The sequence below is a fragment of the Massilia sp. BGA-UO-ETr-WB1 genome (assembly GCF_059567845.1).
The window spans coordinates 781,296-803,294 of record NZ_JCAQOT010000027.1 but is presented as its reverse complement, the minus strand read 5'-3'; the positions used below and the strand labels follow the sequence as shown (position 1 = coordinate 803,294).

Here is a 21,999-nt window from a genome sequence, read left to right as displayed (position 1 = left end):
ACAAAATGACGCTCAGCACTGCGCGCAGCGTTGCCGTGGTCGGCGCCGGCTGGGCCGGCTGCGCGGCGGCGGTGGAACTGGCGCGCGCCGGCTGCGCGGTGACGCTGTTCGAATCGGCCCGCACGCTGGGCGGACGCGCGCGGCGCGTGGAGATGGACGGGCGCCGGGTCGACAACGGCCAGCACATCATGCTGGGCGCCTACGCCGAAACGCTGCGGGTGATGAAACTGGCCGGCGTGGACATCAAGGCGGCGATGCTGTCGATGCCGCTGCAGATGCGCTATCCGCCCGGCGCCGTCGGCATGGACTTCCTGGCGCCGCGCCTGCCGGCGCCCTTGCACCTGCTCGGCGCGCTGCTGCGCGCGCAAGGCCTGGGGCGCGAAGACAAGCTGTCGCTGGCGCGCTTCTCCACCACGGCGCGCTGGATGGACTGGCGGCTCAATACCGATTGCAGCGTCGATGAACTGCTGCAGCGCTTCGACCAGACCCCGCGCCTGGTCCAGCTGATGTGGCGCCCGCTGTGCCTGGCCGCGCTGAACACGCCGCCGGAACGCGCCTCGGCGCAGGTGTTCCTGAACGTGCTGCGCGACAGCCTGGGCGCGCGCCGCCAGGCGTCCGACATGCTGATCCCGCGCGCCGACCTGAGCGCCCTGTTCCCGGACGCCGCAGCCGCCTACGTCGCGCGCCACGGCGGCACGGTGTACGCCGGCGCCAAAGCGACCGCCCTGGCGCCCCTGCCCGGCGGCCGCTGGCAGCTCGCCGCCACCGGCAGCGCGCTTGCCGCCCCGTGGACCGCCGACTTCGATGCCGTCATCCTGGCCCAGGGCACTCCCGCCACCGCCGCCCTGCTGCGCACGCTGTCCGCCTCCGGCGCCACCGTTGAAGCCCTGGCGGCGCAACTGGAAGCGTTCACGCCGGAAGCCATCACCAGCTGCTACCTGCAGTACGGCCCCGGCGTCAAGCTCGACATCCCCTTCTACGCCCTGCTGGACGACCCGGCCGCCGGCCACTGGGGCCAGTTCGTTTTCGACCGCGGCCAGCTCGACCCCGCGCAGGCAGGCATGCTGGCGGTCGTGATCAGCGCCTCCGGCGCGGCGGCGGAACTCGCGCAGCCTGCGCTGAGCGCCGCCATCGCCGCCCAGCTGGCCGCCGTGCTGCGCCGCCCCGAACTGGCGCAGCCGTCCTGGAGCCGCGTCGTCACCGAAAAGCGCGCCACCTACGCCTGCAGTCCCGCCCTGGCGCGCCCGGCCAACGCCACCGGCCTGCCCGGCCTGCTGCTGGCCGGCGACTACACCGCCGGCGATGACACAACCGGCGACTACCCCGCCACTCTGGAAAGCGCCGTGCGCAGCGGTGTGGCCGCAGTCAAAACATTTCTTAACAGCAAATAGCCGGCCCGGTATGGCTCAGCTTCAAACCACCCCCGGCTATCCCCGTCATACGTCGTCTGCCCCGTCATTTATGCATCCTGTCGCACACCAGTGGTCTGTACAAGTTCGTTTGCGTACAGTCGCATCATCGGTAGTGAATCAATATGGAGCAGAGCATGACCCTCGGACTGACTTTGAAAACCCTGGCAGTACTGGCCATCGTGGCCGCCAGCACGGTTGCCATCGTGCTGAGCGAACATGTCGGCGCGGCAGTTTCCCTGTCGCAACACGCACCGTTTTAACCGCAGGAGTTTCGGATGGATAAGCAGGCTTACCTGGACGCGCTGCAAAAAGCCCTGGCGGGACTGCCGCCGGAAACGGTCGCCAAGACCCTGGCCTACTACGAGCAGCGTTTCGTCGACGGCGTGATGGCCGGGCGCACCGAGCAAGAGATCGCCGCCGACCTGGGCGAACCGCGCAAGATCGCCATGACGCTGCGCGCCAACGTCCACATGTCGGCCTTCGAGCAAAAGAAGACCCCGGTCAACGCGGCCCGCATGGCCGTGTCGCTGGTGGGCCTGGCCATCTTCAACCTGTTCATGGTGGTGCCGGCCATGGTGTACGCCGCGCTGCTGGCCACCGTCTACGTGTGCGCCTTCACTTTCTACCTGAGCGGCATCGTCATCACCGCCAGCGGCCTGTCGGGCACCAATGAGCTGGTGCTGGACGGCCCGCTGCGCGAATTCATCCACTTCGACGACCGCGACGGCGAAGGCCGCCGCACCCAGACCAAGATCGCCATCGACCACGAAGGCATCCAGGTCTACCAGGAACCGCTGGACGGCTATGACGCCGCGCCAGCCGACGAAGCCGACAGCGAAGACGGCAGCGAAGGCGACAGCAGCCGCTCCGGCAAGATCATCGAAAAGGCCGAGCGCATGGCCAGCAGCGCGGTCCACATCTCCACCGACCTGGACGGCGAATCGCGCACCACGCAATCGGTGCTGGGCATGACGCTGGTGATCGTCGGCATCCTGCTCAGTTTGCTCAGCCTGGTGGTGACCAAGTACACCATCGTCGGCATCAAGCGCTACATCCAGATGAACTCCTCGCTGCTGCGGGGCCGCTAAGGCGGACGGGAGCAAACCATGAAAGCTTTACTCAAAGTCGGAATCAGCATGCTGCTGCTGGCGTTCGCGCTGATCGCCGTTTCCTACAGCATGCTGCGGGCGCATGGCGCCACCAACCCATCCAGCGCGCAAGGCCGCGCCCCGGCCAGCGAAACGCGCGACATCGGCCACGGCATCACGTCGGTGGAGCTGAGCGGCCCGATCGACCTGACCCTGCGCCAGGGCGACAAGCCGTCGCTCAAGGTGCGCGGCGAGCAGCGCCTGCTGGGCAATGTGGAGACCGAACAGGAAGGCAACACGCTGCACATCGGCACCAAGGGCATGCTGTTCCACCACCGCCGGCCACTGCAAGTGGAGCTGGTGCTGCCGTCGCTGTCCGAGATCGAGATTCACGGCAGCGGCGACAGCACCGTCAACGGCTTCAGCGGCGAGAAGCTGTCGGTGCAGGTGCACGGACCGGGCAACCTGAACTTCAACGGCCGCTTCAAGAAGGTTGATGCCGGCCTGCACGGCAGCGGCGACCTGACGCTCAATACCGGCGCCAGCGACGTGGTGTCGCTGGAGATGGTCGGCTCCGGCCAGATCAAGAGCAGCGGCAGCTGCAAGAGCCTGAACGCCGAGCTGACCGGCTCCGGCGACCTGGACGCGCAGCACCTGGCGTCGGACCAGGTGGTGGTGACGCTGAAGGGTTCAGGCACCACCAATGTGTTTGCGCGCAAGTCGGCCGAGCTGACCTTGAACGGCAGCGGCGACATCCGCGTGTTCGGCAACCCGGACAACCGCAACGTGAGCCGCACCGGTTCCGGCGAAGTCAGCTGGGATCATTGAGCGCGGCGCAGCCAGCCCAGCACATCCCCACCCGCCGCCTGGCCGCTGGCCAGGCAGGCCGTGAGCAGGTAGCCCCCGGTGGGCGCTTCCCAGTCCACCATCTCGCCGGCCACGAAGACGCCCGGCTTCGCCTTCAGCATCGCCCCCTCCATCGCTTCAAAGCGCACCCCGCCGGCGGTGCTGATCGCCTCGTCGATGGGGCGCGGCGCGCGCAGGCGCACCGGCAACATCTTCAAGGCCTGCGCCAGGCGCGCCGGGTCCGCGTACTCCTCGGCGCTGGCGCACTCGCGCAGCAGGCCCGCCTTCACGTCCTTGATGCCCAAACGGCTCTGCAGATGGCTGGCCATCGAGCGCGAGCCGCGCGGACGGCTGATCTCATCCAGCACCCGTTCGGCGCTGAGGTCCGGCAGCAGATCCAGGTGCATCAGCGCGCTGCCGCCGGCCGCAATCTGGTCGCGCAGCGCGGCCGACAGCGCGTAGATCAAGCTGCCCTCGACGCCGGTGGCGGTCACCACGAACTGGCCCTGCTTGCGGAACGGCAGCCCGTCCGCGCCGGTGGACGCGATGGCCACCGTGGTCAGCGGCTCGCCCGCATGCTTGGCGCTGAAATGCGCGCTCCAGTGCACGTCGAAACCGCAGTTTGCGGGGGCCAGCGGCGCCACCTCCACGCCCTGCCGCTCCAGCACCGGCACCCAGGCGCCGTCCGAACCCAGCCGCGCCCAGCTGGCGCCGCCCAGCGCCAGGACGGTGGCATCCGCCTGCACCGAAAGTTCGCCGTCCGGCGTGGCGAACAGCAGCGCGCCTTGCGCGTCCCAGCCGGTCCAGCGGTGGCGCTGGTGGAAATGCACGCCCAGCTCGCGCAGGCGGTGCAGCCAGGCGCGCAGCAGCGGCGCGGCCTTCATCTCGGTGGGAAACACCCGGCCGGACGTGCCGACGAAGGTGTCGATGCCCAGGCCATGCACCCAGTCGCGCACCTGCTGCGGCCCGAAGGCGTCCAGCATCGGCTGCAGGACGGCGGCGCGCTTGCCGTAGCGGGTGACGAACGTCCCGTAGGGTTCGGCGTGGGTGATGTTCATGCCGCCGCGCCCGGCCAGCAGGAACTTGCGGCCCACCGAGGGCATGGCGTCGTAGACGTCGATCCGCAGCGGGCGCGCGGGATCGGCGCCCTGCGCCAGCGCCTGCGCCGCCATCAGGCCGGCGGGCCCGCCACCGATGATGGCGACGCGGGAAGTATTATTGTTCTGAGACTGCATGGGGGAATTCCGGGTGAAATATTGAGGCAATCCGGCATTCTAGGGCATACTGGCACGCATCTACCAATTTGGGAGGCAGTCATGGGTGCAGCATTCTGGATCAAGCGCTATTTGCTGGCGGCGGTGCCGCTGTTTGCCATATTGGCCGGTGTGGAATATGTGAAGGGAACGCCGACCCAGGCGGACATCCTGAGCGCCGGCGCCTGGGCTGCCGTGGCGGCCGCCATTTTCGTCGGTACGCAATACCGGCGCTACCGCAAGAACCAGGCTTGCGCCCCCTGCGACGCAGTGGGCAAGCCCACCAAGCGGCCCTGACGGCGCGCCGGCGTCAGCCGCCGGTGACCGGGGGGAAGAACGCCACTTCGGCGCCCTCTTGCACCGCCGTCTCCGGCTGGCACATCACCTGGTTGCAGGCCATGCGCAAGGCGCGGCCTTCGCCCAGTGCCTGCGCCCAGGCGCCGCCGCGCGCCACCAGCAGGGTGCGGATCGCAGCGACCGTGTCCACGCCGGCCGGCAATTCCAGCACCTCGGTGGACGTGCCCACCGCTTCGCGCACGCTGGCGAAGAATTTCAATGTAACGTTCATATCAATTCGGAAAACGGAATAAAGCGCACAGTATCGCCGGGCTGGATGGCCTGGCCGGGCGGGTTGTCGATCAGTCCATCGCTCCACACGGTGGACGTGAGCACGCCCGAACTCTGGTTGACGAACAAGTCCAGCCCGCCCTGCTCGTTCAGGCGCGCGCGCAGGAATTCATTGCGGCGGTCCGCTTTCGGCCAGCTGAAGTCGGCGCGCAGCTGGTAGGCCTTGGGCGCCAGCGCTTGCGGATCGCTCACGCCCTGCAGGCGCAGGATGAAAGGCCGCACGAACAGCAGGAAGGTGACGAAACTCGACACCGGATTGCCCGGCAGGCCGACAAAGAATGCGTCCTGCACCTCGCCGAAGGCCAGCGGCTTGCCCGGCTTGACGGCGATCTGCCACATGTTCAGCTTGCCCTCCGCCTCCACCGCGGGCTTGATATGGTCTTCCTCGCCGACGGACACGCCGCCGGAGGTGATGATCAGGTCATTGCCCCGGGCGGCCTGGCGCAGCACGGAACGGGTGGCGTCCAGCGAGTCCGGCACGATGCCGAAGTCGCTGATCTCGCAGCCCAGGTTTTCCAGCAGCGCGCGCAGCGTGAAACGGTTGGAGTTGTAGATGGCGCCCGGCGCCAGCGGCTCGCCCGGCATGGCCAGCTCGTCGCCGGTGAAGAACACCGCCACGCGCAGCTTGCGCCGCACCGGCAGTTCGGCCAGGCCGACCGAGGCGGCCAGCCCCAGCTCCTGGCTGCGCAGGCGCGTGCCCGCCGGCAGGATGACGCTGCCGTTGGTGATGTCCTCGCCGGCGCGGCGTATCCATTCGCCGGCCCTGGGCGCATGTTTGACGGTGACGACACTGCCGGCCAGCTCGCACTGCTCCTGCATCACCACCGCGTCCGCCCCCTCGGGGATCAGGGCGCCGGTGAAGATGCGCGCGGCGGTGCCGGGCAGCAGCGGCAGGCCGACATGGCCGGCCGGGATGCGCTGCGACACCGTCAGCGTGGCCGCGCCGCTGGCGCAGTCGGCCGCGCGCACGGCGTAGCCGTCCATCTGCGTGTTGTCATGCGTGGGCACGTTCATGCCGGAAACCTGCGCCTGCGCCAGCACGCGGCCGTTGGCGGCCAGCGTGGACAGCGTTTCGATGTCCGCCACCGGGCGCGCGGCGGCCAGCATGAAGTCCAGCGCCTCGCGCACCGGCATCAGTGGTTTCATGACTTAGAGTCCCGTGTTGGTGGCGATGTAGTCCTTCATCCTGGCCACGTCGGCCGGCATCACGACGAAGCGCTGCTCCAGCGCCTCGATGTTCTCGAAGCCGGCCGGGCGCTCCGCGTCCTCGCCCAGCGCTTCCAGGATGGTTTCGTTGAACTTGGCCGCCAGCGCGGTTTCCAGCACGATCATCGTCACGCCCGGCTCCAGGTTCTCGCGCGCCACCTTGATGCCGTCGGCGGTGTGGGTGTCGATCACGATGCCGTAGTCGTCGGCCACGTCGCGGATGGTGTCCAGGCGGTCCTTGTGGGTGGACTTGCCGGACTTGAAGCCGTACTGGGCCACCTTGGTGAACTCGTCGCCGTCGCTGCCCGGGTAGCCGGACAGGTCGAAGCCGCCGTGCGTTTCCACTTTCAGGAACAGCGCGCGGGTGCGCTCGGCGTCGCGGCCCACTAGGTCGTAGATGAAGCGCTCGAAGTTGGAGGCCTTGGAGATGTCCATCGACGGGCTGCTGGTGTGGTAGGTCTCGGCCGACTTGCGCACGCGGTACACGCCGGTGCGGAAGAATTCGTCCAGCACGTCGTTTTCGTTGGTGGCGGCCACCAGCTTGTCGATCGGCAGGCCCATCATGCGGGCGATGTGGCCGGCGCAGATGTTGCCGAAGTTGCCCGACGGGACCGTGAAGGATACCTTCTGGTCGTTGCTGGTGGTGGCGGCCAGGTAGCCGCGGAAGTAGTACACCACCTGCGCCACGACGCGCGCCCAGTTGATGGAGTTGACGGTGCCGATCTTCTGCCTGGCCTTGAACGGCAGGTCGTTGGAGACGGCCTTGACCATGTCCTGGCAGTCGTCGAACACGCCTTCGACTGCGATGTTGAAGATGTTCGGGTCCTGCAGGCTGAACATCTGCGCGGTCTGGAAGGCGCTCATCTTCTTGTGCGGCGACAGCATGAACACGCGGATGCCCTTCTTGCCGCGCATGGCGTATTCGGCGGCGCTGCCGGTGTCGCCCGAGGTGGCGCCGAAGATGTTCAGCTCAGCGTTCTTCCTGGCCAGCGCGTATTCGAACAGATTGCCCAGCAACTGCATGGCCATGTCCTTGAACGCCAGCGTGGGGCCGTTAGACAGCGCCTGCAGCACCAGTTTCTTGCCCTTGGATTCTTCCAGCACGCGCAGCGGCGTGATGTCGGCGGACGATTCGCCCTCGCGCGCGTTGCGGTACACGTCGGCGGTGTAGGTCTTCGCGGTCAGCGCCTTCAGGTCCGCCTCCGGGATGTCGGTGGCGAACTTCTTCAGGATCTCGAAAGCCAGTTCGGCGTAGGACAGCTTGCGCCAGGCATCGAGCTCGGCGCCGGTCACTTGCGGGTATTCGGTGGGCAGGTACAGGCCGCCGTCCGGGGCGAGGCCGCCCAGCAGGATGTCGGAGAACTGTTGCGGAGACTGCGATGCGGCCGACGCTGCGGCGCGGGTAGACACATATTGCATAGATGAGAAAGTCCGGTTGGCGTGCGAAATCGAGCGTCTATTATAGTGCGGCTCGGCCATCGCTGTTATATCGCATTGTTTTATGTATATTTCGAATAAGGGCGCGGCGGCTGATCTTATCAACATGGCAATCTGATATGATTGCCACTTTCGCGCCCCGGCAGGCTCGCCGCCCTTGCCATCCACGGCGGCGCCCCCACCTGAACCGCTATGAACAAGCGCACGCCACTGGCCAGCATTGCAGGCGACTTTCATCCCGCCGTCGCGGCGTGGTTCGCTGCGGCCTTCCCATGCGCCACCGAGGCGCAGCTGCGCGCCTGGCCGCTGATCCAAGCCGGCCGCCCCACGCTGGTGGCCGCGCCCACCGGCTCCGGCAAGACCCTGACCGCCTTCCTGGCCGCCATCGACGCGCTGGTGCGCGCCAGCAGCGCCGCGCCGCTGCCGGACGAAACCCGGGTGCTGTACGTGTCGCCGCTGAAGGCGCTGTCCAACGACATCCGCCTGAACCTGGAGGCGCCGCTGGAAGGCATCGGCGCGCAGCTGGCCGCCATGGGTTTGCCCGCGCACGGCATCCGCGCCGCCGTGCGCACCGGCGACACCACCACCGCCGAGCGCAACGCCATGCGCCGGCGCGCGCCGCATATCCTGGTCACCACGCCCGAGTCGCTGTACGTGCTGCTGGGCTCCGACAGCGGGCGCGCCATGCTGTCCACCGTGCGCACGGTGATCGTCGACGAGATCCACGCCGTGGCCGGCAGCAAGCGTGGCAGCCACCTGGCGCTCAGCCTCGAGCGCCTGGACGCGCTATGCGCGCTGCAAGGCGCGCGGCCGGTGCGGGTGGGCCTGTCCGCCACGCAAAAGCCCCTCTCGCTGGTGGCCGAGTTCCTGGTCGGCAGCGGCGGCGAGCATGACTGCGCAGTGGTGGACGTGGGCCATGTGCGGGCGCGCGACCTGGCGCTGGAGCTGCCGCCCGTGCCGCTGGAACCGGTGATGGCCAACGAAGTGTGGGAGCGCGTGTACGACCGCATGGCCGAACTGGTGGTGCTGCACCGGACCACGCTCATTTTCGTCAACACGCGGCGGCTGTCCGAGCGCATCGCGCGCCACCTGGGCGAGCGGCTGGGCGCCGAACACGTGGCCGCGCACCACGGCAGCCTGGCCAAGGAACACCGGCTGGCGGCCGAGCAGCGGCTCAAGAAGGGCGAGCTGCAGGTGCTGATCGCCACCGCGTCGCTGGAGCTGGGCATCGATATCGGCGACGTGGACCTGGTGTGCCAGGTGGGTTCGCCGCGCAATATCGCCGCCCTGCTGCAGCGCGTGGGCCGCTCCGGCCACCATGTGGGCGGCATGCCAAAGGGGCGCCTGTTCCCCACCTCGCGCGACGACCTGATCGAGTGCGCCGCGCTGCTGGACTGCGTGCGGCGCGGCGAGCTGGATGCGCTGCGCATCCCGGCCGCACCGCTGGACGTGCTGGCGCAGCAGATCGTGGCCGAAGTGGCGTGCCGGGAATGGGGCGAGGACGAGCTGTTCGAGCTGCTGCGGCGCGCGCAGCCCTACGCGCGGCTGGAGCGGGCGCGCTACGACGCGGTACTGCGCATGCTGGCCGAAGGCTACACCACGCGCAACGGCGTGCGCGGCTCCTATCTGCACCGCGACGCGGCCAGCCGCTCGCTGCGCGGGCGGCGCGGCGGCAAGCTGGCCGCTGTCACTTCGGGCGGCACCATCCCGGACAATGCGGACTACACGGTGCTGCTGGAGCCGCAGGGGCAGTCGGTCGGCACCGTCAACGAGGACTTCGCGGTGGAGAGCATGGCGGGCGATGTTTTCCAACTGGGGAATACGTCCTACCGCATACTCAAGATCGACGCCGGCAAAGTGCGCGTGGAGGACGCGCATGGCGCCGCGCCCAATATCCCGTTCTGGCTGGGCGAAGCGCCCGGCCGCAGCGACGAGCTGTCCGCCGGCGTGGCGCGGCTGCGCGCCGAAATCGAGCGCGAGCTGGCGGGGCCGGCCGGGGGCGGCGGCGGCGATGACAGCGGCAGCGGCGAAGCAGCGCTGGACCGCGCGGTGGCGTGGCTGGAAGAGCATCTCGGTTTGAGCGACGCCGCCGCGCGCCAGATCGTCGACTATCTGGCGGTGGCGCGCGCGGCACTGGGCGTCCTGCCCACGCAGGACACGCTGGTGATGGAGCGCTTCTTCGACGAATCCGGCGGCATGCAGCTGGTGATCCATGCGCCCTACGGCAGCCGCATCAACCGCGCCTGGGGCCTGGCGCTGCGCAAACGCTTCTGCCGCACCTTCAACTTCGAACTGCAGGCCGCCGCCACCGAGGACGCCATCATCCTCTCCCTGTCGACCAGCCACAGCTTCCCGCTGGACGAAGTGTGGCGCTACCTGCGCTCGAACGGCGCCGAGCACATACTGGTGCAGGCGCTGCTGGACGCGCCGCTGTTCAACGTGCGCTGGCGCTGGAACGCCACCACGGCATTGGCCCTGCCGCGCTTCACCGGCGGGCGCAAGGTCGCACCCCAACTGCAGCGCATGAAGAGCGACGACCTGCTGGCGTCCGTGTTCCCGGACCAGGCGGCGTGCCTTGAGAACATCGTCGGCGAACGCGAACTGCCCAGCCACCCGCTGGTGGACCAGACCCTGGACGACTGCCTGCACGAGGCCATGGACAGCGAGGGCTGGCTGGCGCTCCTGCGGCGCATGGAAGCGGGCGAGGTGCGCCTGATCGCGCGCGACCTGCCGGCGCCGTCGCCGCTGACGATGGAGATCCTCAACGCCCGCCCCTATGCCTTCCTGGACGACGCGCCGCTGGAAGAGCGCCGCACCCAAGCCGTCATCAACCGCCGCTGGACGGATCCCGCCAGCGCCGGCGACCTGGGCGCACTCGATGCGGACGCCATCGCCGGCGTGGCGGAGGAAGCGTGGCCGGCTGCCCGCAACGAGGACGAAGTGCAGGAGGCGCTGGTGGCCTTGGCCTGCCTGACGCACGAGGAAGCACAGCGGCAGGACGGCTGGCCGGCATGGCTGGCCGCCCTGGCGCAGCAAGGCCGCGCCGCCCGCCTGCGCGGCGGCGGCAGCGCGACCAGCGGCAGCGGCGACCGCCCGGGCGCAGATGGCGGCGGACCGGATCTCTGGGTCGCCCTGGAACGCCTGGACTGCCTGCAAGCCGTTTATCCCGGCGCCACCGCGTCCCCAGCGCTGGCCATCCCCGACAGCCATCGCGGCAACGGCCCTGACGACTGGATGCGCGACGCCGCGCTGGTGGAGCTGCTGCGCGCCCGCCTCACCGGCTTCGGCCCGCAGCCGCTGGCCGCCATCGCACGCGCGCTGGCGCTGCCCGAAAGCACCGCCGCCATCGCCCTGGCCCAGCTGGAAAGCGAAGGCTATGTCATGCGCGGCCAGTTCACGCCCGGCGCCGCTGAGGAAGAATGGTGCGAGCGCCACCTGCTGGCGCGCATCCACCGCTACACCATCAAGCGGCTGCGGCGCGAGATCGAACCTGTCGAGCAGCAGGACTTCATGCGCTTCCTGTTCGACTGGCAGCACCTCACGGAAGACACGCAACTGCAAGGCCAGGACGCGCTGCCCGGCGTGCTGGCACAGCTGGAAGGCTACGAAGCCGCCGCCGGCGCCTGGGAGGCCGACCTGCTGGCGCTGCGCCTGCGCGACTACTCCATCCTGTGGCTGGACGACCTGTGCCGCGCCGGCAAAGTGGTGTGGACCCGCGTCGGCGCTCCGCGTTCGGCTGCGGGCGGCCCGGTGCGCAGCACGCCCATCGTGCTGCTGCCGCGCCGCCAGGCCGCGCTGTGGCACGGCTTGAACGGCGCCGGCGAACCGCCCGAGGTGTCGTCCCGCGCCGCCGGCGTGCTGGAGCTGCTGCAGCGCCACGGCGCCATGTTCCTGGACGAACTGCAGCAGGACGCGCGCATGCTGCCGGTGGAGCTGGAAAACGCGCTCGGCGAACTGGTGTCGGTCGGCCTGGTGAACGCCGACAGTTTCGCCGGCATGCGCGCCATGCTGCTGCCCGCGTCCAAACGCGCCAGCAACGACAAGCGCCGCCGCCGGGGCGCCGGGCCCACCATGGAAGAAGCGGGCCGCTGGGCGCTGGTCCGGCGCGACGCCGCAAACGCGGCCAGCGTGGTGGCCACGCCCGCGCCTGGCAAGCCCGCCCGCAGGCCACGCCTGCCGCCCGAAACGCTGGAATACGTCGCCATGACACTGCTGCGGCGCTACGGTGTGATGTTCTGGCGCCTGCTGGAGCGCGAAGCATCCTGGCTGCCGTCCTGGCGCGAGCTGCTGCCGGTCTACCACCGGCTCGAGGCGCGCGGCGAAATCCGTGGCGGGCGCTTCGTGGCGGGATTCTCAGGCGAACAGTTCGCGCTGCCCGAAGCCATCCCCTTGCTGCGCGAAGTGCGGCGGCGAGAGCACAGCGGCAGCCTGGTCTGCATCTCCGGCGTGGACCCGCTCAACCTGTGCGGCACGCTGCTGGCCGGAGACAAAGTGCCCGCCGTTCCAGGCAACCGCATCCTGTTCCGCGAAGGCCTGCCGGTGGCGACCATCGTCGCCGGCAAGATCAGCTACCTGTCCCCACCCGGCGCCGAGCGCGAACTCCTGCACGCACGGCTGGTAGGCAGGCGTACTGTCTAGCAGGCGGCGTGGTTGACGGTGACCACGTGGATGGCGAGGCCGCCCAGCGAGGTTTCCTTGTATTTGACCTGCATGTCGGCGCCGGTCTGGCGCATGGTTTCGATCACGTCGTCCAGGCTGACGAAATGGGTGCCGTCGCCCTTCAGCGCCAGCGAGGCTGCGGTAATGGCTTTCACCGCGCCCATGCCGTTGCGCTCGATGCAGGGGATCTGCACCAGGCCGCCGATCGGGTCGCAGGTCATGCCGAGGTGGTGTTCGATGCCGATTTCGGCCGCGTTTTCGATCTGAAGATTGCTGCCGCCCAGCGCCGCCACCAGGCCCGCCGCCGCCATCGCGCACGCCACGCCGACTTCGCCCTGGCAGCCGATTTCGGCGCCCGAGATGGACGCGTTGCGCTTGCACAGCATGCCGATGGCCGCAGCCGTCAGCATGAACTCGCGCACGCCCTTGACCGGGTCGCTCGGGTGGCAGTCTTCCGCGTAGTAGCGCAGCACGGCCGGGATGATGCCCGCCGCGCCATTGGTCGGCGCCGTCACGACCCGGCCGCCGGCGGCGTTTTCTTCGTTTACCGCCATGGCGTACAGGCTCACCTGGTGCAGCGCGTCGTGCGGCAGCGCGTTGGCGACGTCGCCGCCCTTGGCCTGCAGCCACAGCCCGGCCGCGCGGCGTTTCACATTCAGGCCGCCCGGCAGCTGGCCGGCGGTTTCCAGCCCGTGCGCGATGCAGTCCCGCATCACGTGCCAGATGCGGTCCACGCCCGCGTTCAATTCATCTTCCGACACGCGCATCAGCTCATTGGCGCGCAGCATTTGCGGGATGGTCAGGCCGGTGCGCTTGCCGTGCTCCAGCAGCTGGGCCATGGTGTCGAACGGGTATGGCAGCTCCACTGCGGGCCGGCCGTCGATGCCGCCGGTCTCGCCCTCTTCGCGGATAAAGCCGCCGCCCACCGAGTAATACACCTTGCTCAGCACCGAGCCGTCGGCGCGCTTGAGCGTGAAACGCATGCCGTTCGGGTGCTCCGGCAGCGTCTCGCTCTTGTGGAACAGCAGGTTGGCCGCGCGCGTAAACGGCACCGCGTGGGTGCCGAGCAGCGCCAGTTCCTTTTTCTGTTCGGCCGCCGCCAGCATGGCGTCCACTTGCGTGGGATCGACGTGCTGCGGCGTTTCGCCCATCAGGCCCAGGATCACCGCCTTGTCGGTGGCGTGGCCCACGCCGGTCAGCGCCAGCGAGCCATACAGGGCCGCTTCCACCGCCACGACGTCATCCAGGGGACCGGCGTCGACCAGGAAACGGCGCGCCGCCACCATCGGTCCCACGGTGTGGGAACTGGATGGCCCGATGCCGATTTTAAACAGGTCGAATACGCTCATGTCCATTGGATGTCTCTTTATAGTAGTTAGCGGGTAGCTATTCAGGCGGCCTGGCCCAGGCTGACGTCGATGTTCGCCAGCATGTCCTTGACCATCTCTTCGGTGCCGACCCTGGCTCTCCAGCCCCAGTCGGCAGTCGCGTGGCAGTCGTCCAGACTGTGCGGCCAGGTATCTGCAATCGCCTGGCGGCTGTCCGGCTTGTATTCGATCCTGAACCCCGGCACGGCGCGAGTGATAGCCTCTGCCAGCTGCGCGGGATTGAACGACACGCCGGCCACATTATAAGAGGAACGGACTTTAATTTGCGACGCGGGCGCTTCCATCAATTCCACAGTTGCGCGGATCGCGTCGGGCATGTAGATCATCGGCAGCGTGGTCTGCGGGCCGAGGAAGCACTCGTAGGTCTCGCCGCGCAGCGCCGCGTGGAAAATGGCGATGGCGTAGTCGGTGGTGCCGCCGCCCGGAGGCGACTTGTAGCTGATGATGCCCGGGTAGCGGATGCTGCGCACGTCCACGCCGTACTTCAGGAAGTAGTACTCGCACAGGCGCTCGCCGGCCAGCTTGCTGATGCCGTAGATGGTGGTCGGGTCCATGACGGTCAGCTGCGGCGTGTCGTGCGACGGCGTGTTCGGGCCGAAGGCGGCGATCGACGACGGCCAGAACACGCGCAGCGGCTTGCCCTGTTCGCCGCGCACACGCGCCACTTCCAGGATGTTCAGCAGGCCGTCCATGTTCAGGGTCCAGGCCTTCAGCGGCGCCGCTTCCCCGGTGGCCGACAGCATGGCCGCCAGCTGGTACACCTGGGTGATGTTTTCGGAAGCCACCAGGGTCGCCAGTGCTTCCTTGTCCAAAACGTTCAGCACCTGGTAGCGCGCTGCGTTATAGACATTCCTGGCGCCGATATCGGTGGCGATGACGTTCTGGGCGCCATGTTTTTGCGCCAGCGCGTCCACCAGTTCACTGCCGATCTGGCCGTTTGCGCCAATGACTAAAATGCGTTCCATGCTGTTCTTTCTGTTCTCTGATTTAGTTCTTCAGCAAGCCGAGTTCACGGCCCGCCTGCTCGAATGCTGCCAGTACCGTGTCCAGCTGCTCGCGGGTGTGGGCGGCGGACAGCTGCACACGGACGCGGGCCTGGCCCATCGGTACTACCGGGTAGAAGAAGCCGCTGAGCAAAACGCCCAGCTCATACATTCGTGCAGCAAACTTCTGCGCCACCGGCGCGTCGAACAGCATCACCGGCACCACCGGGTGGGTGCCCGGCTTGATGGTGAAGCCGATGCGCTCGATCTCCTTGCGGAAGTAAGCAGTGTTTTCGTGCAGGCGGTCGCGCAGCTCGGTGGAGGCGGACAGGCGCTTCAGCACTTCCAGCGAGGCGCCGGCGATCGACGGCGCCAGCGTGTTGGAGAACAGGTAGGGACGCGACTTCTGGCGCAGCGTGTCGATCACTTCCTTGCGGCCCGAGGTGAAGCCGCCCATGGCGCCGCCCAGGGCCTTGCCCAGCGTGCCGGTGATGATGTCGATCTTGCCCAGCACATTGTGGTGCTCGTGCGTGCCGCGCCCGGTCTTGCCCATGAAGCCGGAGGCGTGGCATTCATCGATCAGCACCAGCGCGCCGTATTTCTCGGCCAGCTCCACGATCTTGTCCAGCTGGGCAATGGTGCCGTCCATGGAGAACACGCCGTCGGTGACGATGATCTTGTTGCGCTTGCCGGCCGCGTCCTGCAGCTGCTTTTCCAGGTCGGCCATGTCGTTGTGGGCGTAGCGGAAGCGCGCGGCCTTGCACAGGCGGATGCCGTCGATAATGGAGGCGTGGTTCAGCGCGTCCGAGATGATGGCGTCGTTCTCGTCGAACAGCGGCTCGAACACGCCGCCGTTGGCGTCGAAGGCGGCCGCGTACAGGATGGTGTCCTCGGTGCCCAGGAAGGCGGAAATGGCCTGCTCCAGTTCCTTGTGCACGGTCTGGGTGCCGCAGATGAAGCGCACCGACGACAGGCCGTAGCCGTATTTCTCGGTCGCGTCGATGGAAGCCTGGGCCACCCACTCCTGGCCGGACAGGCCCAGATAATTGTTGGCGCACATATTGATCAGCGTGCGGCCGTCCTGCGCCACCACCTCGGAACCCTGGCGGGAAGCGATCACGCGCTCCGGCTTGTACAGGCCCTGTTCGCGCAGGGTATCCAGATTCTGCTGCAGGCCGGTGTAGAAGGCGTTTTTCGCTTGTTCGCTCATGATCTTCCTCTTTTGGTGGTGTGGGGTTATGCTGTGGGTTGAATGGAGTTTACTCCAATTTTTTCACCGCACTCCTGAAATCCGTTATTTCGAACTCAAGTTCAATATAATGGATATTACCGAACGCTGGTGAACTTTGCAACCGCTATTGAACTTTGCAACATATATAAGAACGAAAACCGCATGAAAGCACCCGCCCCGAATAACGCCCCGCCCGAAGTCGGCGCCGCCCTGCAACGCCTGCGCCTGGCGCGCGGGCTGACGCTGGAAGACCTGTCGCGCATCGCGGGGGTATCGAAGTCCATGCTGTCGCAGATCGAGCGCGAGAAGGCCAACCCCACCATCGCCATCACCTGGCGCCTGGCCAACGCGCTGGGCGTGGCGATCGGCGAGCTGCTGTCGGACTCGGAGCGCGCGGTGGAAACGATACGGGTCCTGGACGCGCACGAGACGCCCACCCTGCCCGGCGCGCACGCCGGCTACACCATGCGCATCCTGGGCCCGATGGAACTGGCGGGGAAATATGAGTGGTATGAATTGACGCTGGCCGCTGGCGGCGAGCTGGTGTCGCAGGCGCACGACCCCGGCACCACCGAGCACCTGACCGTACTGCACGGTTCAATGGAGCTGGAAGTGGGCGGCAGCAAGAAGAAGATCAAGATGGGCGGCACGGCCCGCTACCCGGGCGACCTCGATCACGCCATCCGCAATCCGGGCAAGACCGAGGCCAAGGCCATTTTGGTGGTCATCCACCGCTAAGCCGCACGGCGCTGCCCAACGCGCCTTCGGGCGTCTGCGGCCGCTTACATCGGAAAATCGACGGTACGGCGTGCGCGGTGGCTTACCCGGGCCGCCTCGATGATGCGCACCACGCTCAATGCGTCCGCCGCGTCCACCGGGACAGGCTGGCCGGCGTTGATCGCACGCCCCATGCCGGCGTAGTAGCTCTCGTAGCCGCCGGCCAGCGTCGGCACCCGCCGGGCCACCGGCGCGCCGTCCGCCATCACGGTCACAGTGGCGTAGTGGGCGCTGTCGTCTGCACCCCAGCCTGCATCGCCCGGCCTTGCGCCTTCTTTCAAGGCCGATTCCTGCCCGTCTATGCCGTATTTGGCGAAGCTGCCCTGCGTGCCGTGCACTTCGTAGCGCGGGCCGGGCGCGCACACCTGCATGCCGGCGCGCAGCACCGCCTTGCAGTGGCCATAGTCCAGTGTAAGGTGGAAACAGTCCTCCACCAGGGCCCCTGCGCGCTGCACCGACAGATCCGCCGTCACGGCGCGGGGCAAACCAAACAGTTGAAGCGCCTGGTCGATCAAGTGGGACCCCAGGTCCCAAAGAACGCCCGCGCCCGGCTGCTGCTCCTCTTTCCAGCGCGCCTTCACCTGCGGCGCATAGCGGTCGAAGTGGGCGTAGTAGGAATGCACCTGCCCCAGGCTGCCGGACTCGATGCAGCCGCGCAGCGTAAGGAAGTCATTATCCCAGCGGCGGTTGTGGAACACGCTGATGAGCAAGCCTTTCTCCTTCGCCAGCGCGATCAGCGCTTCGCCCTCCGCCGACGACACCACGAAGGGCTTGTCGACCACCACATGCTTGCCCGTCTCCAGCGCGGCGCGCGCCAGCGCATAGTGGCTGGCGTTGGGCGTGGCCACGACGATCAGGCCGATCTGCGGATCGGCCAGCATGGCCTGCGGCCCTGAGTCCAGCATCACGCCGGGATAGCAGCGCCGCACCTCGTCCGCGTCGGCGCTGCTGCTGGAGATGCGGGCCAGCTTCAGGCCGGCGTCGGCGGCGGCAGCAATCAAGGGGGCATGGAACACTTTGCCGGCGAGGCCATAGCCGATCAGGCCCACGGAACAGGGTTGCATAGAATAGCCTTTCTTGTGCGTGTTAATGTGACAGAGCTCCGCAACTATAGACGATAGGCGCCGCCGTCCGCGTTACCAATTGGACTCGCGCTCCGGCGTGGAGCTGATGCGGTGCACCGACAGGTCGGCGCCCTGGAACTCCTGCTCAGGGTCCAGGCGCAGGCCCACGGCGGCTTTCAGCGCGCCGTAAATCACATAACCGGAAACGCCGGCGATGACCACGCCCAGCGCAGTGCCGATCAGCTGCGACACGAACGACACGCCGCCCATGCCGCCCAGCCCCTTCAGGCCGAAGATGCCGGCCGCGATGCCGCCCCAGGCGCCGCACAGGCCGTGCAGCGGCCACACGCCCAGCACGTCGTCGATCTTCCATTTGTTCTGCGCCAGCGTGAACATCCACACGAACACGGCGCCGGCGATGCCGCCGGTGACCAGCGCCCCCAGCGGGTGCATCAGGTCGGACCCGGCACACACAGCCACCAGCCCGGCCAGCGGGCCGTTGTAGGCGAAGCCGGGGTCGTTCTTGCCCATCAGGACCGCCACCAGCGTGCCGCCCACCATGGCCATCAGCGAGTTGACGGCCACCAGGCCGTTCATCTTGTCGAGCGCCTGCGCGCTCATCACGTTGAAGCCGAACCAGCCCACGGTGAGTATCCACGCGCCCAGCGCCAGGAAGGGAATCGACGACGGCGGGTGCGCCGCGATGGCGCCGTTTTTCATGTAGCGGCCGCGCCGCGCGCCCAGCAGCAGCACGGCCGGCAGCGCGATCCAGCCGCCCATGGCGTGCACCACCACGGAGCCGGCGAAGTCGTGGAACTCGGCGCCGAAGCTGTGCAGCAGCCATTGCTGGAAGCCGAAGCGCTGGTTCCAGACCATACCTTCAAAGAAGGGATAAACGAAGCCGACCAGCAGCGCGGTGGCGATCAGCTGCGGATTGAAGCGCGCCCGCTCGGCAATGCCGCCTGAGATGATGGCGGGGATGGCGGCGGCGAAAGTGAGCAGGAAGAAGAACTTCACCAGCTCGTAGCCATTCTTGGCCGCCAGCACCTCGGCGCTGGCGAAGAAGTCCACGCCGTAGGCGATGCCGTAGCCGATGAAAAAATAGGCGATGGTGGAGACCGCAAAGTCGACCAGGATTTTCACCAGCGCGTTGACCTGGTTTTTCTTGCGCACCGTGCCCAGCTCCAGGAATGCGAAACCCGCATGCATCGCCAAAATCATGATGGCGCCAAGCAGGATAAACAGCGCGTCCGCACCAGAATTGCTACCAGCCATAACCAACCACTCCCCAAAAGAATGCAAAATCAAATAAAGAATGTTCTTAAAAGCAAAAATCGTACCAAATTGGTGCGAATTGCTAAGCATTTGATTTGACTGGGTTTCGGCGCCAATCGCCGCGCCGCGCGACGGTGCAGGCGCACCATTGCGGGGCGCCAACTTGGTGCGTAGATCAGATCGGAGCGCCGGGCGGCACGGACGGCATGGTGCGCAGCTTCACGCTGCGCGGGTCGGCCAGGTAGGCGCGTACCAGTTCCGCCGCCTGCTTGCGGCTAGCGGCGGTTGCGCCCTGCCCCGGATTCTTCGCCAGCCACGCGGCAAACTCGCCCGCCACGCCGCGCAGTTCGGCCTGCACGCCGGGGTGCAGCTTGCCGCCATCCAGCAGGTTCAGCGTACCGTCCAGCAGAACCCAGTTGGCGGCCATCTGCACAGCTTCCCCGCCCGGCACCGAGGCCGGTACCGCCTCCCGCTTCCAGGTGCGCTGCAGCAGCAGGTTCAGCGCCTCGGCCGCGCCGGGCTGCTGTGCGTCGCGCGCGTGCTGCCAGGACAGGCGGTTCAAGCGCGCCGGATCCAGCAGGAAGCCGGCGCTGTGCGCGGCCCCCGCCTCGGCCGCCGACAAGGCGTCGAACACGCTGTCCATGCGGGTCTGGAAGTACTCCCGGTTGCGTTCAAAGCCTTGCGCGGGCGGCGTGAGCAGGTCCAGCACATTGGCCGGCAGCGCCAGGTACTCCGCGCGCAAGGTGTCGGCGAGACGGGCCAGCGCCTGGCGCTGGGTTGCCGCCGGCACCGCGCGCACGCCGCCCTGCGCCAGGCCCGCCTTCACGTCGCCGCTGGTGGCGTATTCGAAATCGCCGCCGCCGATCAGGCGCGCCAACGCTTCGCCCTGGTAACGCTGCAGCAGGTACACCGGCACCAGGCGCGCTTCCAGTTCGCCGGCCTGGCGTTCATCGGGCAGCACGTCGAAGGAGAACTTCTCCAGAGCGCGGCGGCGCACGGCGCCCAGGCTGTCCCAGGTCTTGATGGAGTCCGGGCCGAAGTCCCACAGCAGGCCTTGCGGGTGCGCCGCACCGGCCGAGCGGGCGTCGCTGTCGCCGCTGTATTCGAGGCCGGCGGCGCGCGCTTCGGCGCGGAGCTTGGCCAGCGCGGCCTGTTCGTCGCCGGGGAACTGGCCGTAGACATGCTTGACGATGTAATCGTCCCAGGGGCCGACGCCGACGCCATAGGCGTCCTGCAGGTCGATCTCGCCTTGCGCGTTGATCTTCAGCACCGGATGGGGGTAGTCCATCACGGAACCGTTGCCGTGGCGGCTGGCCGCGAAGTTGTGGGCGAAGCCCAGCGTGTGGCCCACCTCGTGCGCGGACAGCTGGCGCAGGCGGGCCAGGGCCATGGCTTCGGCCAGCTTCTGCTTCTCGGCGCCGGCGTCCTTGCCCGTCTTGCCCGAGTTACCATACGGCGCCAGCAGGCTTTCGGCGATCAGGATGTCCTGCCGCACGCGCTGCGAGCCGAGGTTGACGGCGCCGCGGATGATTTCGCCGGTGCGCGGGTCGGCCAGCGCGTTGCCGTAGGACCAGCCGCGCGTGGCGCGGTGGGTCCAGGTGATGACGTTGTAGCGCACGTCCATCGCGTCCGCGCCTTCGGGCAGCAGTTCCACCCGGTAGGCGTCCTTGAAGCCGGCCTTCTCGAAGGCGCTGGCCCACCAGCGCGCACCGTCCAGCAAGGCGCTGCGCACCGGCTCGGGCGCGCCACGGTCGACGTAGAAGACGATCGGCTTTTTAACCGGGCTGGGGAGGCCGGCGGCAGCGGCGGCGGGATCGGACTTTTCCAGCCGGTGGCGCACTTGCCAGCGCACGTCCAGGCTCTTGGCCAGCGGCGTGGCGAAGTCGTAGTAGCCGGTGTCGAAGCCGCCGGAAGCGGGATGGTAGACGCGCGGCCGGTAGCGTGCGGCGGCGCTGCCGGCGCCGGCGGACGCGGCGACCGGGCCGGTGTCCGGCAGGCGCACCAGGCTGATGTGCTGGCGCATGGACAGGCTGGCCGGGTCGGCCGCCACCTGCTTGACGAAGTCGCCCTGGCCCGGCCCCTGGAAGGTCAGCAAGGCTTCGAGCTCGGTATTGTCGGGGAAGCTCTTGGCCAGTTCGGGCAGCACCGCGCTGCGCCTGGCGTCCACGCTGTACGCGCCCTGCTTGGCGGCGGCGATGCGGCCCGCCACGCCGTGCTGGTCGGCCAGCAGGAAGCTGGAGAAGTCCACCAGGTGCTTGCCGCCGTCGCTGGCGAGGATGTCGCCGGCCCACAGCACGGCGCCGGCGAACGATTCGGCGACGGCGGCGCGCTCGTCGGCGTCGCGCGAGTTGGCCACGAAGCGGGTGTTGTCCTGCACCAGGAACAGGCGGCTGCCGTGCTTCTGGAAACGCACCAGCTTCACCTCGCCGGGCTGGCCACGGTCCAGGCCCACGTCGTTCGAACCCAGCGCGTACGGCAGCGAGCTGACCAGCAGGAAGGGCTGGTCCAGCACGGACACGGACAGCAGCACGCGGCCCTTGTCGCTGTCGCGCCAGAGGTCGATGAAGCCGGGCTGCGCCTGCAGGCCCTTGGTGTGGTCGGACAGGGTCTTGGGCGCGTCGGCGGCGAGGACGGGGACGGCGGTCAGCAAGGATAGGACGAACAGCGCGGCGGGAAGCGTAGCGGGCTTGGTCATGGGCATGGTCTGTGGATGGTAAAACGCGCCCCGGAGGGCGCGTGGAAAAGTGATGCCG

Annotated in this window: 17 protein-coding genes; 7 read left to right on the top strand and 10 right to left on the bottom strand. The window is 68.0% G+C overall.

All coding sequences use genetic code 11. The features are described from left to right. The first annotated feature begins 5 nt into the window (after positions 1 to 5). From hpnE to AC56DV_RS30345, 4 genes are all read left to right on the top strand, one after another. On the top strand, positions 6 to 1,391 hold the full coding sequence (gene hpnE / locus AC56DV_RS30360) for a hydroxysqualene dehydroxylase HpnE (protein WP_496317928.1): 1,386 nt from the start codon (positions 6 to 8) through the stop codon (positions 1,389 to 1,391). Positions 1,392 to 1,546: 155 nt separating this feature from the next. Next, on the top strand, positions 1,547 to 1,672 hold the full coding sequence (locus AC56DV_RS30355; protein ID WP_496317927.1) for a hypothetical protein: 126 nt from the start codon (positions 1,547 to 1,549) through the stop codon (positions 1,670 to 1,672). Positions 1,673 to 1,687: 15 nt separating this feature from the next. Next, positions 1,688 to 2,500: a DUF1700 domain-containing protein gene (locus AC56DV_RS30350; RefSeq protein WP_496317926.1), complete on the top strand. Its 813-nt coding sequence runs from the start codon at positions 1,688 to 1,690 to the stop codon at positions 2,498 to 2,500. An 18-nt stretch (positions 2,501 to 2,518) separates the two neighbouring features. Next, positions 2,519 to 3,328, top strand: a complete 810-nt coding sequence (locus AC56DV_RS30345; protein ID WP_496317925.1) for a head GIN domain-containing protein — start codon at positions 2,519 to 2,521, stop codon at positions 3,326 to 3,328. Here the strand turns inward: AC56DV_RS30345 and AC56DV_RS30340 are convergent. Then, the gene (locus AC56DV_RS30340) at positions 3,322 to 4,581 is read right to left on the bottom strand and encodes a TIGR03862 family flavoprotein (protein ID WP_496317924.1); all 1,260 of its coding nucleotides are present in this window, start codon (positions 4,579 to 4,581) and stop codon (positions 3,322 to 3,324) included. The two genes, AC56DV_RS30345 and AC56DV_RS30340, sit on opposite strands and share 7 nt — an antisense overlap. Positions 4,582 to 4,662: 81 nt before the next feature. On the opposite strand from AC56DV_RS30340, the gene AC56DV_RS30335 reads away from it, so the two are divergent. Beyond that, positions 4,663 to 4,896, top strand: coding sequence for a hypothetical protein (locus AC56DV_RS30335; protein ID WP_496317923.1), 234 nt, complete (start codon positions 4,663 to 4,665; stop codon positions 4,894 to 4,896). Positions 4,897 to 4,909: 13 nt separating this feature from the next. Here the strand turns inward: AC56DV_RS30335 and moaD are convergent, their stop codons facing one another. From moaD to thrC, 3 genes are read right to left on the bottom strand one after another with little or no spacing between them, the layout of a single operon-like run. Then, on the bottom strand, positions 4,910 to 5,167 hold the full coding sequence (moaD, locus tag AC56DV_RS30330; protein ID WP_496317922.1) for a molybdopterin converting factor subunit 1: 258 nt from the start codon (positions 5,165 to 5,167) through the stop codon (positions 4,910 to 4,912). Next, positions 5,164 to 6,372 (bottom strand): molybdopterin molybdotransferase MoeA, encoded by a 1,209-nt coding sequence (locus AC56DV_RS30325; protein ID WP_496317921.1) that lies wholly within the window; start codon positions 6,370 to 6,372, stop codon positions 5,164 to 5,166. The genes moaD and AC56DV_RS30325 overlap by 4 nt, the downstream gene beginning before the upstream one ends. Positions 6,373 to 6,375: 3 nt before the next feature. Further along, entirely contained in the window at positions 6,376 to 7,851 is a 1,476-nt protein-coding gene (gene thrC / locus AC56DV_RS30320; protein WP_496317920.1) for a threonine synthase, read from the bottom strand. Between the two features lie 210 nt (positions 7,852 to 8,061). On the opposite strand from thrC, the gene AC56DV_RS30315 reads away from it, so the two are divergent. After that, positions 8,062 to 12,507 carry a DEAD/DEAH box helicase gene (locus AC56DV_RS30315; RefSeq protein ID WP_496317919.1) on the top strand — a complete coding sequence of 1,482 codons (4,446 nt, stop codon included), beginning with the start codon at positions 8,062 to 8,064 and terminating at the stop codon, positions 12,505 to 12,507. On the opposite strand, the gene AC56DV_RS30310 is transcribed toward AC56DV_RS30315, so the two are convergent. Genes AC56DV_RS30310 through kbl form a run of 3 tightly spaced genes read right to left on the bottom strand, consistent with a single transcriptional unit; the run spans position 12,504 to position 16,109 of the window. Next, complete coding sequence (locus tag AC56DV_RS30310) at positions 12,504 to 13,883, bottom strand: L-serine ammonia-lyase (protein WP_496317918.1); 1,380 nt, start codon at positions 13,881 to 13,883, stop codon at positions 12,504 to 12,506. The genes AC56DV_RS30315 and AC56DV_RS30310 overlap by 4 nt on opposite strands. A gap of 35 nt (positions 13,884 to 13,918) precedes the next feature. After that, the gene (locus AC56DV_RS30305) at positions 13,919 to 14,881 is read right to left on the bottom strand and encodes an NAD-dependent epimerase/dehydratase family protein (protein ID WP_496317917.1); all 963 of its coding nucleotides are present in this window, start codon (positions 14,879 to 14,881) and stop codon (positions 13,919 to 13,921) included. A gap of 22 nt (positions 14,882 to 14,903) precedes the next feature. Further along, the gene (gene kbl, locus AC56DV_RS30300; RefSeq protein ID WP_496317916.1) at positions 14,904 to 16,109 is read right to left on the bottom strand and encodes a glycine C-acetyltransferase; all 1,206 of its coding nucleotides are present in this window, start codon (positions 16,107 to 16,109) and stop codon (positions 14,904 to 14,906) included. Between the two features lie 183 nt (positions 16,110 to 16,292). Here kbl and AC56DV_RS30295 point away from each other — a divergent pair, with 183 nt between their 5' ends. After that, positions 16,293 to 16,868 carry a helix-turn-helix domain-containing protein gene (locus AC56DV_RS30295; protein ID WP_496317915.1) on the top strand — a complete coding sequence of 192 codons (576 nt, stop codon included), beginning with the start codon at positions 16,293 to 16,295 and terminating at the stop codon, positions 16,866 to 16,868. Positions 16,869 to 16,912: 44 nt separating this feature from the next. Here the strand turns inward: AC56DV_RS30295 and AC56DV_RS30290 are convergent, their stop codons facing one another. The 3 genes from AC56DV_RS30290 to AC56DV_RS30280 form a co-directional block, all read right to left on the bottom strand. Further along, positions 16,913 to 17,971, bottom strand: coding sequence for an oxidoreductase (locus AC56DV_RS30290; protein ID WP_496317914.1), 1,059 nt, complete (start codon positions 17,969 to 17,971; stop codon positions 16,913 to 16,915). A gap of 72 nt (positions 17,972 to 18,043) precedes the next feature. Next, positions 18,044 to 19,246: an ammonium transporter gene (locus AC56DV_RS30285; protein WP_496317913.1), complete on the bottom strand. Its 1,203-nt coding sequence runs from the start codon at positions 19,244 to 19,246 to the stop codon at positions 18,044 to 18,046. Positions 19,247 to 19,421: 175 nt separating this feature from the next. Beyond that, a complete protein-coding gene (locus AC56DV_RS30280; protein ID WP_496317912.1) occupies positions 19,422 to 21,941 on the bottom strand; it encodes a zinc-dependent metalloprotease in 2,520 nt (839 codons plus the stop codon). Positions 21,942 to 21,999 lie beyond the last annotated feature (58 nt).

Coding starts and splice junctions, on each gene's coding strand:
- AC56DV_RS30350 (WP_496317926.1), top strand. CDS start 1,688: ATGGATAAGCAGGCTTACCTGGACGCGCTGCAAAAAGCCCTGGCGGGA.
- AC56DV_RS30290 (WP_496317914.1), bottom strand. CDS start 17,971: ATGCAACCCTGTTCCGTGGGCCTGATCGGCTATGGCCTCGCCGGCAAA.
- AC56DV_RS30315 (WP_496317919.1), top strand. CDS start 8,062: ATGAACAAGCGCACGCCACTGGCCAGCATTGCAGGCGACTTTCATCCC.
- AC56DV_RS30355 (WP_496317927.1), top strand. CDS start 1,547: ATGACCCTCGGACTGACTTTGAAAACCCTGGCAGTACTGGCCATCGTG.
- moaD (WP_496317922.1), bottom strand. CDS start 5,167: ATGAACGTTACATTGAAATTCTTCGCCAGCGTGCGCGAAGCGGTGGGC.
- AC56DV_RS30305 (WP_496317917.1), bottom strand. CDS start 14,881: ATGGAACGCATTTTAGTCATTGGCGCAAACGGCCAGATCGGCAGTGAA.
- kbl (WP_496317916.1), bottom strand. CDS start 16,109: ATGAGCGAACAAGCGAAAAACGCCTTCTACACCGGCCTGCAGCAGAAT.
- thrC (WP_496317920.1), bottom strand. CDS start 7,851: ATGCAATATGTGTCTACCCGCGCCGCAGCGTCGGCCGCATCGCAGTCT.
- hpnE (WP_496317928.1), top strand. CDS start 6: ATGACGCTCAGCACTGCGCGCAGCGTTGCCGTGGTCGGCGCCGGCTGG.
- AC56DV_RS30335 (WP_496317923.1), top strand. CDS start 4,663: ATGGGTGCAGCATTCTGGATCAAGCGCTATTTGCTGGCGGCGGTGCCG.
- AC56DV_RS30280 (WP_496317912.1), bottom strand. CDS start 21,941: ATGACCAAGCCCGCTACGCTTCCCGCCGCGCTGTTCGTCCTATCCTTG.
- AC56DV_RS30295 (WP_496317915.1), top strand. CDS start 16,293: ATGAAAGCACCCGCCCCGAATAACGCCCCGCCCGAAGTCGGCGCCGCC.
- AC56DV_RS30345 (WP_496317925.1), top strand. CDS start 2,519: ATGAAAGCTTTACTCAAAGTCGGAATCAGCATGCTGCTGCTGGCGTTC.
- AC56DV_RS30285 (WP_496317913.1), bottom strand. CDS start 19,246: ATGGCTGGTAGCAATTCTGGTGCGGACGCGCTGTTTATCCTGCTTGGC.
- AC56DV_RS30325 (WP_496317921.1), bottom strand. CDS start 6,372: ATGAAACCACTGATGCCGGTGCGCGAGGCGCTGGACTTCATGCTGGCC.
- AC56DV_RS30310 (WP_496317918.1), bottom strand. CDS start 13,883: ATGGACATGAGCGTATTCGACCTGTTTAAAATCGGCATCGGGCCATCC.
- AC56DV_RS30340 (WP_496317924.1), bottom strand. CDS start 4,581: ATGCAGTCTCAGAACAATAATACTTCCCGCGTCGCCATCATCGGTGGC.